This window comes from Achromobacter pulmonis (assembly GCF_902859765.1).
In the GTDB taxonomy this organism is placed as follows: domain Bacteria; phylum Pseudomonadota; class Gammaproteobacteria; order Burkholderiales; family Burkholderiaceae_B; genus Achromobacter; species Achromobacter pulmonis.
Genome location: NZ_CADIJV010000006.1, coordinates 123,971 through 136,012 on the forward strand (window position 1 = coordinate 123,971; position 12,042 = coordinate 136,012).

The 12,042-nt window shown below is 68.0% G+C and carries 7 protein-coding genes; 4 read left to right on the forward strand and 3 right to left on the reverse strand.

The window, feature by feature from the left end; translation table 11 throughout:
- Positions 1-66: 66 nt before the first annotated feature.
- Both HV701_RS07910 and HV701_RS07915 read right to left on the reverse strand, forming a co-directional pair.
- Positions 67-1,443 carry a sensor histidine kinase N-terminal domain-containing protein gene (locus tag HV701_RS07910; RefSeq protein ID WP_175132590.1) on the reverse strand — a complete coding sequence of 459 codons (1,377 nt, stop codon included), beginning with the start codon at positions 1,441-1,443 and terminating at the stop codon, positions 67-69.
- A 115-nt stretch (positions 1,444-1,558) separates the two neighbouring features.
- Positions 1,559-2,248: a response regulator transcription factor gene (locus HV701_RS07915; RefSeq protein ID WP_006393745.1), complete on the reverse strand. Its 690-nt coding sequence runs from the start codon at positions 2,246-2,248 to the stop codon at positions 1,559-1,561.
- A gap of 362 nt (positions 2,249-2,610) precedes the next feature.
- Between HV701_RS07915 and recA the strand changes: the two genes are divergently transcribed.
- The gene (gene recA / locus HV701_RS07920; protein ID WP_175132521.1) at positions 2,611-3,675 is read left to right on the forward strand and encodes a recombinase RecA; all 1,065 of its coding nucleotides are present in this window, start codon (positions 2,611-2,613) and stop codon (positions 3,673-3,675) included.
- Between the two features lie 104 nt (positions 3,676-3,779).
- On the forward strand, positions 3,780-4,397 hold the full coding sequence (gene recX / locus HV701_RS07925; protein WP_175132522.1) for a recombination regulator RecX: 618 nt from the start codon (positions 3,780-3,782) through the stop codon (positions 4,395-4,397).
- A gap of 59 nt (positions 4,398-4,456) precedes the next feature.
- Here the strand turns inward: recX and HV701_RS07930 are convergent, their stop codons facing one another.
- Positions 4,457-5,374, reverse strand: coding sequence for a LysR family transcriptional regulator (locus HV701_RS07930; RefSeq protein ID WP_175132523.1), 918 nt, complete (start codon positions 5,372-5,374; stop codon positions 4,457-4,459).
- A gap of 206 nt (positions 5,375-5,580) precedes the next feature.
- Here HV701_RS07930 and metE point away from each other — a divergent pair, with 206 nt between their 5' ends.
- Both metE and HV701_RS07940 read left to right on the forward strand, forming a co-directional pair.
- On the forward strand, positions 5,581-7,878 hold the full coding sequence (metE, locus tag HV701_RS07935) for a 5-methyltetrahydropteroyltriglutamate--homocysteine S-methyltransferase (RefSeq protein WP_175132524.1): 2,298 nt from the start codon (positions 5,581-5,583) through the stop codon (positions 7,876-7,878).
- Positions 7,879-8,068: 190 nt separating this feature from the next.
- Positions 8,069-12,040, forward strand: a complete 3,972-nt coding sequence (locus HV701_RS07940) for a Pls/PosA family non-ribosomal peptide synthetase (protein WP_175132525.1) — start codon at positions 8,069-8,071, stop codon at positions 12,038-12,040.
- Positions 12,041-12,042: the final 2 nt, after the last annotated feature.

Below are 12,042 nucleotides of genomic sequence, written 5' to 3' on the forward strand. Positions count from 1 at the left end.
GGATGGTGGCGCGTTCCTCCGGCGGCGTGTGGCCTGTGTGGGGCGCCTTGTCGATAGGAACCGGCCTTAGTCGCCGGCGGCGCCGGCGGGCTCGGCATAGAGTGGGAACACCAGGCGGATGCGGGTGCCCGGCAGGTCGGAGTGGGGCGTCGGATGATCGCTGATGAGCACGGTCGCCTGGTGTTTCTGCGCGATCTCCCGGACGATCGCCAGGCCCAGCCCGCTGCCGTCCGACAGGGTGCCCAGCACCCGGTAAAAACGGTCGAAGACGCGCTCGCGTTCTTCCGGGGCGATGCCAGGGCCGGAGTCTTCCACTTCCAGAATGCCCTGTTCGCCCTGACGCTGCACGCGCACCGTGATGTGCCCGCCCCGCGGCGTATAGCGCAAGGCGTTGTCGATCAGGTTGTTGAGCAGCTCGGCCAGCAACAGCGGGTTGCCGTTGATCTGCACCGGCGTTTCAGAGCCCTCGAAGCCCAGGTCGGTGCCGAGCGACAGCGCCAGCGGCACCCACTGCATCGCCTGCTCGTAGGCGATGGCATTGAGGTCGGTCGCGGCCAGGCCGATGGCGCTGGGGTTTTCCGCCCGCGCCAGCAGCAGCAGTTGATTCACCAGCCGGGTGGCGCGTTCGGAGCCGGTCACCAACTGGCGCAGGCTGGCCTGCATCTCTTCTGGGCTGGCATCGCGCAGCGCCAGCTCGGCCTGGGTGCGCAGCCCGGCCAGGGGCGTCTTCAGCTGATGCGCGGCGTCGGCGACGAAGCGGCGTTGCGCCTGGACGTTGGCCGAGAGGCGGTCGAGCAGGTCATTCATGGCCGCCACCAGCGGCGCAATCTCGGACGGCGCGGCGCGTTCATCGATGGGCGAGAGGTCGTCGGGCCGGCGCGCCCGCAAGCGCTGTTGCAGCGCGTTCAGCGGCGCCACGCCGCGCGACAGGCCGAACCACACCAGCAGCACGGCGATCGGCAGGACCACGAACTGCGGGATGATCACGCCCTTGATGATGTCGTTGGCCAGTTGTGTGCGCTTTTCGACCGTCTCGGCCACGATCAGCAGCGCCGGCTGCGTATTGGGCAGGTTCAGATCGACCCAGGTGAACGCGAGCCGGACGCCGAAACCACGCAGGGTGTCGTCCTGGTACTGCACTTCGCCGGGGCGCGGCTGGCCGACCGAGGCCGGCAGAGGCAGAGCGCGGTCGCCGCCCAGGTACTCGCCGCGGCTGCCCAGCGCCAGCCAGAACACGCTGTCGGTCTCATCGGCGCGCAGTACGTCGCGCGCCGCATCGGTCATGCGCAGCACCGCGCGGCCGTCCTGCGCATGGACCTGGCGCGTCAGTACATGCAGATTGTTGGCTAGCGCGCGGTCGTACGGCACGTTGGCGATGTTCTGCGCCACCACGTAGGTGATGGCGACGCTCATGGGCCACAGCAGGAACAGCGGCGCCAGCATCCAGTCGAGGATCTCGCCCAGCAGCGAACGCTGCGGCGGCGCAAAGCTGGGGCCGCGGGCCCCGGCCCGCATCACATCCAGCGCTTCCTGGTTGAGCGCCTCCGGCTGTGGCGGTTCAGCTTGCGAGGTAGGCCGCACCCTGGTCCCGTTCGAGGCAATAACCCAGGCCGCGCACCGTCACGATCTTCACGCCGCTGGGTTCGAGTTTCTTGCGCAGGCGGTGCACGTAGACTTCGATGGCGTTGGTGCTGACTTCCTCGCCCCATTCGCACAGGTGGTCGACCAATTGGGTCTTGCTGACCATGCGGCCGCTGCGCGTCAACAGGATTTCGAGCAGGCTGACCTCGCGCGCGGACAAGTCGAGCGTCTGGTCATCGACCATGGCTACGCGCCCGGTCTGGTCGAACACCAGGCGGCCATGCTTGAGCAGCGTGGCGCCGCCGCCGGCGCCGCGCCGGGTCAGAGCGCGCACCCGCGCCTCCAGTTCGGACAGGGCGAACGGCTTGGCCATGTAGTCGTCGGCGCCCAGGTCCAGCCCCTTGACGCGCTGCTCGATGCTGTCGGCGGCGGTCAGGATCAGGACGGGCAGGGCCGAATTGCGGGCCCGCAACCGGCGCAGGACCTCCAGGCCAGCCAGTTGCGGCAGGCCGAGGTCCAGGATGAGCAGGTCGAAGGCCTGGGCCGCCAGCGCCGAGTCGGCGGCCAGGCCGTCGCGCACGGCATCGACCGCATAGCCGTTGTGGCGCAACGAGCGTGACAGGCCGTCGGCCAGGATACTGTCGTCTTCCGCGATCAGGATGCGCATGGGCTATCGAAAGAAGGAGAGCTCGCCGCGCCAGCGGCGCGCGTACGCCGCCCTGGGATGGATAGCCGGGGCGGCGGGCCGGGGGGGGGGCGCAATGGGGACATAGCGCCTGTTTTTTTCCCGATTCTGTCACACGGGGCCGGGCTTGCCCACTCAGGGAATACGTGGAAAACCCTGGCACACTGTTTTTTTGTACAGTACAATCCGATGCCATAATCTGCGCTATCGCTTTCTGATCGCAGCCTGGATCCACCGCTTCGACACCGTTTCGATCAACCCCTTGCGACAACCCGCGCTGACCGGTACCCGTGCCGCGCCCCGACATCCGATACGTTACAGACTCAGACCCGACAGGACACTACATGGACGACAAAACCACCAAGGCCGCCGCTTCGGAAAAAGCCAAGGCGCTGGCCGCCGCGCTCTCGCAGATCGAAAAGCAGTTCGGCAAGGGCTCGATCATGCGCTATGGCGACAACGAGGTCTCGCACGACATCCAGGTGGTGTCCACGGGCTCGCTGGGCCTGGACATCGCGCTCGGCGTCGGCGGCCTGCCGCGTGGCCGCGTGGTGGAGATCTACGGTCCCGAATCCTCGGGCAAGACCACGCTGACCCTGCAGGTCGTGGCTGAAATGCAGAAGCTGGGCGGCACCTGCGCCTTCGTCGACGCCGAACACGCCCTCGACGTGCAATATGCCTCGAAGCTTGGCGTCAACCTGGCCGACCTGCTGATCTCGCAGCCTGATACGGGCGAGCAGGCGCTGGAAATCACCGACGCGCTGGTGCGCTCGGGGTCGGTCGACCTGATCGTGGTCGACTCGGTCGCGGCCCTGGTGCCCAAGGCCGAAATCGAAGGCGAAATGGGCGATTCGCTGCCTGGCCTGCAGGCCCGCCTGATGAGCCAGGCGCTGCGCAAGCTGACCGCCACCATCAAGAAGACCAACTGCATGGTCATCTTCATCAACCAGATCCGCATGAAGATCGGCGTGATGTTCGGCAACCCCGAAACCACCACCGGCGGCAACGCGCTCAAGTTCTACTCGTCCGTGCGCCTGGACATCCGCCGCATCGGCTCGATCAAGAAGGGCGACGAGGTCGTCGGCAACGAAACCCGCGTCAAGGTGGTCAAGAACAAGGTCGCGCCGCCGTTCAAGCAGGCCGAGTTCGACATCATGTATGGTGCCGGCATCTCGCGCGAAGGCGAAATCATCGACCTGGGCGTGGCCGCCAATGTGGTGGACAAGTCTGGCGCCTGGTACAGCTACAACGGCAATCGCATCGGCCAGGGCAAGGACAACGTCCGTGAATACCTGAAAGAGCACAAGGCACTGGCCATCGAAATCGAGAACCGGGTGCGCGAGAACCAGGGCATCGTCAGCCGCGCCGCGGAATTCGTGCCCACCGCCGAAGACGATAGCGGCGAGTAATCCCGCCACGGCATCACCGGATTGCACCGGGCCCGTCAGCCCGGCGGCCGCCAGCGGCAGGCTCCCGTTCCGGGAGACCTGCCGCTGGCACATGGAGTAAGTGCATGAGCTGGAAACCGCCCGTCACGTCCGCCGACCGCTTGCGCGCCCGCCTGGACGATGAGTTCGAGACCGTGGCCAAGCCAGAGGGCCTGCGCCGCACGTCGGACCTGCGGCGGGCCGCCGACTCCACCGCGGCCGCCGACCAGGAGCCGGCCGCGGGCCAGTCACGCACGCCCCGCAAGGGGCCGTCGCTCAAGATGCGCGCGGTCGGCTATCTGTCGCGGCGCGAGCATGCCCGCGACGAACTGGCGCGCAAACTCGCGCCCCACGCCGAAGATCCCGACGAGGTCGGGCGCGTGCTGGATGCGCTGGAAAAAGAGGGATGGCTGTCGACCGAGCGCTTTGCACAAAGCCTGGTGCATCGGCGCGCTTCGCGCCAGGGCGCGGCGCGCATCGTGCGGGAACTGCGCCAGCACGGCGTGGATGACGCCCAGGTGTCCGAATTGCGCGAACAATTGCGTGCCACGGAATACGAGCGCGCGCTCGAGGTCTGGCAGAAGCGCTTCGGGGCCAAGCCCGAGGATCGCGCCGCGTATGCCAAGCAGGCCCGTTTCCTGGCCAGCCGGGGGTTCGCGCACGACGTCATCCGCCGCATCGTGGGGGCGGGCGACGACGATTGAGCCGCCCGCGCGCCCGGCGCGGCGCCAGGGTTCAGGCGCCGGTCGCTTCGGCTTTTCGCCTATTTCGCCGACTTGATGCCGTTCAGCGTCTTGAAGCAGACGTCACGCGTCAGCGTCAGGAACTCGCCGATATACGAGGCATCGGTGTCCTCGCTGCGCACGGTGGCGTACAGGGTACGCCACACCCCCTGCGGCCCCAGGCGGCACAGCCGCAGCCAACCCTGGTTCATGTATTCGGTCAGGGCCCAGTTGGGCAGGGCCGCTACGCCGCGGTTGCTCGCCACCAATTGCGCGATGATCGGCGTCAATTCCGCCTTGCGGATGGCTGCCGGCTCGACGTCGGCGGGGTCCAGGAATGCGGTGAAGACATCCAGGCGCTGCTTGTCGACCGGATAGGTGATGAGCGTCTGGTCCGCCAATTGGTCCGGCATGATGAACTTGTTGCCGGCCAGCGGATTGGATTCGGACACGGCCAGCACCAGTTCGTATTTGAACAGCGGCAGGTACTCGACGGCATCGAGCGGTTGGGGATCGGACGTAATGACCAGGTCCAGGTCGCCGCGCACCAGCGCCGGCAGTGGGGCGAACGAAAACGCGGCCGACAGGTCCAGCGCCACGTCCGGCCATTGCGCGCGGAAGGCGTCGAGCGCCGGCATCAGCCACTGGAAGCAGGAATGGCAATCGATGGCCAGGTGCAGGCGACCGGTGCGGCCGGCGGCCAGCCGCTGCAGTTCGCGTTCGGTGGCGCGGATGCGTGGCAGGACCTCATCGGCCAGCGCCAGCACGCGCAGCCCCGCGGTGGTCAGGCGGGCCGGCCGGGTGCGGCGGTTCAGCAGCGGCGTGCCGAGCCGGGTCTCCAGGTCTCGCAATTGATGCGACAGGGCCGACTGGGTCAGGTGCAGGCGTTCGGCGGCCTCTTGCAGGCTGCCCCCTTCTCGGATGGCGGTGAGCGTTTCAAGGTGGCGGATTTCCAGCATGGGGCGACGGCTGTGAAGGTGGCGCGGCAGGCCGGGCAAGACGGCGTGCGCGGGCGCCGGGGCTGTCCCGTCCCTGGGGGCGGGCGTGGAGCTTTATTGTATGAGATTTGCTCATATTATGGATGTAGACATTGATTTTGATTCATTTTGATTTGGCGGCAGAATAGCCTTCACATGAACAAATTTTGTACAACAACGGTGTTGCCATGACTACGATTCATAATTTGGGGTTCCCCCGCATCGGTGCCCAGCGCGAATTGAAGCGCGCGGTCGAAGCCTATTGGGCCGGCAAGCAGGGCGGCGATGCGCTGGAGCAGACCGGCCGCGAATTGCGCGCCCGGCACTGGCAGGTGCAGGCCGCCGCCGGCGTCAGGTTCGTCCCCGTGGGTGATTTCGCCTGGTACGACCAGATCCTGGAATGGACCACGCTGCTGGGCGCCGTGCCCGCGCGCTTTGGCCAGAAGGACAGCGAGCCGGTCTCGCTGGATACGCTGTTCCGCATGGGCCGCGGCCGCGCCCCGTCGGGCAAGCCCGCCGCGGCCTGCGAAATGACCAAGTGGTTCGACACCAACTACCACTACATCGTGCCGGAACTGGTGCCGGGCCAGACCTTCCGCATCGCCCGTGAATCGCTTTTCGAGCAGATCCAGGAAGCCCAGGCGCTGGGCCACGCCGTCAAACCGGTGATCCCGGGCCCGCTGACCTGGCTGTTCCTGGGCAAGGGCGATGCTTTCGCCGACGGCGCCGCCGACGCGGCCAAGCTGCAACTGCTGGCCAACCTGGTGCCGGTGTACCAGGAAGTGCTGGCGCGCTTTGCCAAGCTCGGCGTTGAGTGGGTGCAGATCGACGAGCCCATCCTGGTACTGGACCTGCCGCAGGCCTGGCGCGATGCCTTCAAGCAGGTATATGCCTCGCTGTCGGCGAGCCCGGTCAAACTGCTGGCGGCCACCTATTTCGATGGGCTGAAGGACAATCTCGGCACCGCCCTGGGCCTGCCGGTGGCCGGCCTGCACGTGGATCTGGTGCGCGCCCCCGAACAGTTGGCCGGGGTGCTGGCCGGCCTGGGCGCGGACAAGGTGCTGTCCGCCGGCGTCATCAATGGCCGCAACATCTGGCGCACCGACCTGGACGCCGCCCTTGCCACGCTGGCTCCGGTCAAGCAGCAGTTGGGCGAACGCCTGTGGCTGGCGCCGTCGTGCTCGTTGCTGCATGTGCCGGTGGACCTGGCCAACGAAACCGAGCTGGACGCCGAGCTCAAGAGCTGGCTGTCGTTCGCCGCCCAGAAGCTGGAAGAATTGAGCCTGCTCGGCCGCGCCCTGGACAGCGCCACCGAGCCCGGCGTGCAGGACGGCCTGGCCAGGCAGCGTGCCGCCCTGGCCGCGCGCCGCTCGTCGACCCGCATCCACAACCCGGCCGTGGCGCAGCGCATGGCGGCGTCGGCCGGCGTTTCGCGTGACCGCGCGCCGTTCGCCGGCCGCATCGCCCGCCAGCAGGAAGAACTGGGCCTGCCGGCATTCCCCACCACCACGATCGGCTCGTTCCCGCAGACCGCCGAGATCCGCGCGCTGCGCCGCGACTGGAAGTCGGGCGCGCTGACGGACTCGGCCTACGAGAGCGCCATCCGCAAGGAAATCGAGGAGGTGATCCGCTTCCAGGAGAAGGTCGGCCTGGACGTGCTGGTGCATGGCGAGCCCGAGCGCAACGACATGGTGGAGTACTTTGGCGAGCTGCTGGCGGGCTTTGCCTTCACCAGGAACGGCTGGGTGCAGAGCTACGGCTCGCGTTGCGTCAAGCCGCCGATCATCTTCGGTGACGTGGCCCGCCCCGCGCCGATGACGGTGGGCTGGTCCTCCTACGCCCAGTCGCTGACCGACAAGCCGGTCAAGGGCATGTTGACCGGTCCGGTCACCATCCTGCAGTGGTCGTTCGTGCGCGATGACCAGCCGCGCGAACAGACCTGCCGCCAGCTGGCGCTGGCCCTGCGCGACGAAGTGGTGGACCTGGAAGCCGCCGGCATCAACGTCATCCAGATCGACGAACCGGCCATCCGCGAAGGCCTGCCGCTGCGCCGCGCCGATTGGCAGGCCTATCTGGACTGGGCGGTGGACTGCTTCCGCCTGGCCACCGCCGGCGTGCGCGACGAGACGCAGATCCATACCCACATGTGCTATTCGGAGTTCAACGACATCATCGAGTCGATCGCCGCCATGGATGCGGACGTGATCACCATCGAGACGTCGCGCTCCAACATGGAACTGCTCAAGGCGTTCGAGGACTTCCGCTACCCCAACGACATCGGCCCGGGCGTGTACGACATCCACTCGCCCAACGTGCCGGAAGTGGACTGGATGGTCGGCCTGATGCAGAAGGCGGCCGCCCGCCTGCCCAGAGAGCGCCTCTGGGTGAACCCGGATTGCGGCTTGAAGACCCGTGCCTGGCCCGAAACCGAAGCGGCGCTGATCGGCATGGTGCAAGCCGCTCGCGCGCTGCGCGAAGCCGTCTGAAACGCGGCGGCCGGCCGGGCCGCCGCACGGATGCCGCCCGGCGGTCGCGCCGCCGTGGCCGGACCAGCCCATCTCCCTCTGTGTCGCGCGCCATGCGCGGCACGGGGGTTTTTTTCGTCCGCGCCGGAACGAAATCATGCGGCACGGGTCAATAGGCGAACATCCCATTTCCCGGCGCTGCGCCGTACCTATGATTCTCCAAGGCCCCTATCGGCCGGATCTGCTGCAAGCGGAAACGTTGCCCGATATTCTGGAAGCCACGATCCTGCGGTGTCCCGCCGCCATCGCCATCCATTGGCTGGATCAATCCCTGACCTATGAAGACCTCGGACGCCGCGCCGACCTGGCCGCGCACCACCTGATCGAAGCGGGCGTGCGGCCCGGCGATATCGTTGGCCTGTGCCTGCCGCGCGGCGACGAACTGCTGGTGATGCAGGCCGCCATCGCCAAGGCCGGCGCCGCCTGGCTGCCGTTCGAGTCCGACACCCCGCCCGAGCGCATGCTGGTCTGCCTGCAGGACGCCGGTTCGCGCGGCCTGGTGGCCGGGGGAGAGGTGCGCCTGGACGGCTTGGCCACCTGGACACCCTGGGAACTGTCGGCGCCGGTCGAGGGCGCCCTGTGCCGCCGGGCGGGGCTGTCGCCCGACCATCCCGCCTATGTGATCTATACCTCGGGCTCCACCGGCAAGCCCAAGGGCGTGCCGATCAGCCAGGCCAGCATTTGCCATTTCCTGCGCAGCGAAAACGAAGTGCTGGGCGTGCGCCACGGCGACAAGGTCTACCAGGGGTTTTCGGTCGCTTTCGACATGTCGTTCGAGGAAATCTGGATCAGCTACCTGGTGGGCGCCACCTTGTGGGTGGCGCCCAAGATGCTGACCACCGACCCCGAGGCCTTGCCCGATGCCCTGGCGCGCGAGGGCGTGACGGTGTTGCACGCGGTGCCGACGCTGCTGGCGCTGTTCGCGCGTGACGTGCCGGGCCTGCGCATCGTCAACCTGGGCGGCGAGATGTGCCCGGAGTTTCTGGTGCAGCGCTGGGCCACGCCCGGCCGGCGCCTGTTCAACACCTACGGCCCGACCGAGACGACCGTGTCGGCCAGTCTGGCCGAACTGCTGCCTGGCCAACCCGTGACCATCGGCACGCCGCTGCCCAACTACGGCATGCTGATCCGCGGCGAGGACGGCGCGGTGCTGCCGCAAGGCCAGACCGGTGAGCTCTGTATCACCGGCCCGGGCGTGGCCGGCGGCTACCTGGGGCGGCCGGAACTGACGGCCGAGAAGTTCCTGGCCAATCCCCGTCCCACGGGCGAGCACGACACCCGCATGTATCGCAGCGGCGACCTGGCGCGCATCGACGAGAACGGCCAGATCCAATGCCTGGGCCGCAGCGATGATCAGGTCAAGGTGCGCGGCTTTCGTGTCGAGCTGGGCGAGATCGAGGCCGCGCTGTACCGGCAGGCTGGCGTCGGCGCGGCCGCCGTGGTGTTGCGGGATCTGGCCGGCATCGAGCAATTGGTGGCGTTCCTGACGCCGGAGGGCGATGCGCGGCTCGATCCGCACGCGCTGCGCGCGGCGCTGGCGGCCGAACTGCCCGCCTACATGATCCCGGCCCGCTTCGAGCTGGTGGCCGACGTGCCGCGCCTGACCTCGGGCAAGATCGACCGCAAGGCCCTGAAGGCGCGCGAGCTGGCTACCGCGTCCGAGCCCAGCGGCGAGGACGACACCCCGGTTTCGCCCGCCGAACACGCCTTGTTCGAGGCCTTGCGGCCCTTGTTCCCGGGCCAGCCGCTGCGGCTGGCGAGCGATTTCTTCCGCGACCTGGGCGGCCATTCGCTGCTGGCGGCGCGGCTGGTGTCCTCGCTGCGCAAACATCCACAGTTCTCGGCGCTGACCATGCACGAGCTCTACCAGCATTCGGTGCTGGGGGCGCTGGCGGCCCGGCTGGACGCGCTGGCGGCCGAATCGGCGGTCGCGGCGGCGCCCGTCCAGCAGGCGCCGATCGAGCGCGTGCCGCAATGGCGCCGCTGGGCCTGTGGCCTGGCGCAGTTGGCGGCGTTGCCGCTGCTGATCGGCGTGCGCATGCTGATCTGGCTGACGCCATTCTTCACCTATCACTATTTCACCGGCGACGAGGGCGATTCGGTGTGGCGCGCGGTGGCGCTGTCGATCGCCAGCTACCTGGCCTGCAATCTGCTCAGTTTCGGCGTGGCGGTGGTCTGCAAATGGGGCATTCTGGGCCGGCTCAAGGCGGGCCGCTATCCGCTCTACGGCTGGACTTTCTACCGCTGGTGGCTGGTCGACCGCATCTTCGACATTCCGCCGGCGCACCTGCTGGCGGGGTCGCCGTTGCAGGCCTGGTATCTGCGGGCGCTGGGCGCGCGCATCGGCCGCGATACCGCCATCAGCCGCATTTCGGTGCGCGCCCCGGACCTGCTGACGGTGGGTGACGGGGCCAGCATCGGCGCCGCCGTGAACCTGGAGAACTTCGAGGTGCGCGGCGCGCACTGGGAAGTCGGGCCCATCACGCTGGGTGAGAATGCCTACGTCGGCTCCTACGCGGTGCTGCAGGGCGACGTCGTGATCGAGGCCGACGGCCGGCTCGAGGGCCTGTCATCGCTGTCCGCCGGCTCCCGCATCCCGGCGGGCCAGATCTGGACCGGGGCGCCGGCGCGGCAGGATCCGCAGGCGCGCGCCCCGGAACTGCCGCCGCGTCCGGCGCGCGAAGACCGTTGGGCGCGCCTGGACGTGTTGGCCTACGCGGCCGGCGGCACGCTGATCGCGGCACTGTTCTTCATGCCGGTGTTCCCGAGTTTCGTGCTGATCGACTGGATCGACGCGCGCTGGCTCGACCTGATGGGCTCACGGGTCTGGTGGCCCAACGCATTCCTGGCCTATCTGCTGCTGGCGCTGCCGGCCAGTGCTCTGCTGTTGTTGCTGACGGTGCTGGTGTCCGCGATGCTGCGCTGGGCACTGTTGCCGCGCCTGGCAAGCGGCCGCTGGCCGGTCTATGGCCAGATCTACCTGCGACGCTGGCTGACCAACCAGATCCAGGAGTCCAGCCTGAGCGTGCTGCACGGCCTGTATGCTTCCCTTTATGCCGGTACCTGGTACCGGCTGCTGGGCGCCAAGGTCGGGCGGGGTACTGAAATCTCTACCGCCATGGGCATCGTGCCCGACATGCTGACGCTGGGCCGCGATAGCTTCATCGCCGACGGCGTGATGCTGGGCGACGAGGAGATCGACCGCGGCTGGATGACCATGCGGCCCACCGTGATCGGCAACCGCAGCTTTGTCGGCAACGGCGCCTATGTGCCGGATGGCTCGGTGTTGCCCGACGACGTATTGATCGGGGTGCAGAGCCGGGCGCCGGCCAACGCCCGCATGGCCAGCGGCCAGACCTGGCTGGGCAATCCGCCGCTGGCGCTGCCGGCGCGCGAGCAGGCGGCGGGTTTTCCCCCGCACCTGACCTTCCGCCCCAGCCCGGGCCGCAAGGTGGCGCGCGGCGCCGTCGAGCTGATGCGCATGATCCTGCCGCTGGCGGTGGTCATCGCGGTGGGGTACCTGACGGTCATGAAGGTCATCCCGATCGCGGCGCGCGAGGGCTTCTTGGCCGCGTTCGACGAGTTGATGCTGGCCGGCGTGCTGTACGGGGTCGGCACCTTCCTGTTCCTGGTGTTGCTCAAGTGGCTGCTGATCGGCCGCTACCGGCCGCGCGCCGAGCCCATGTGGACGCCATTCGTGTGGAAGAGCGAAGCCGTCACCAGCCTGTACGAGTCGATTGCCGTGCCCAACTTCTTCAATTTCCTGCGCGCCACACCCTGGCTGCCGCTGGCGCTGCGCTGCATGGGCGCGCGCATTGGCAAGCGCGTGTTCATGGATACCACCGATGTCACCGAGTACGACTGCGTATCAATTGGGGACGATACTGTCCTGCATGCCTGGTCGGGGCCGCAGACCCATCTGTTCGAGGACCGCGTCATGAAAATCGGGCAGGTCCGGATCGGCAACGGAGTCAACGTCGGTCCGCGCAGCACCATCCTGTACGACACCCGGGTCGAGGACGGCGCGCGGCTGGGGCCGCTGACCCTGGTGCTCAAGGGCGAGAGCATTCCGGCCGGGCAGGCCTGGATGGGCAGTCCGGCCACCCCGTGGACGCAGCAGTGAGC

Coding starts and splice junctions, on each gene's coding strand:
- metE (WP_175132524.1), top strand. CDS start 5,581: ATGACTACGATTCATAATTTGGGGTTCCCCCGCATCGGTGCCCAGCGC.
- HV701_RS07930 (WP_175132523.1), bottom strand. CDS start 5,374: ATGCTGGAAATCCGCCACCTTGAAACGCTCACCGCCATCCGAGAAGGG.
- HV701_RS07910 (WP_175132590.1), bottom strand. CDS start 1,443: ATGCTGGCGCCGCTGTTCCTGCTGTGGCCCATGAGCGTCGCCATCACC.
- recX (WP_175132522.1), top strand. CDS start 3,780: ATGAGCTGGAAACCGCCCGTCACGTCCGCCGACCGCTTGCGCGCCCGC.
- HV701_RS07915 (WP_006393745.1), bottom strand. CDS start 2,248: ATGCGCATCCTGATCGCGGAAGACGACAGTATCCTGGCCGACGGCCTG.
- recA (WP_175132521.1), top strand. CDS start 2,611: ATGGACGACAAAACCACCAAGGCCGCCGCTTCGGAAAAAGCCAAGGCG.
- HV701_RS07940 (WP_175132525.1), top strand. CDS start 8,069: ATGATTCTCCAAGGCCCCTATCGGCCGGATCTGCTGCAAGCGGAAACG.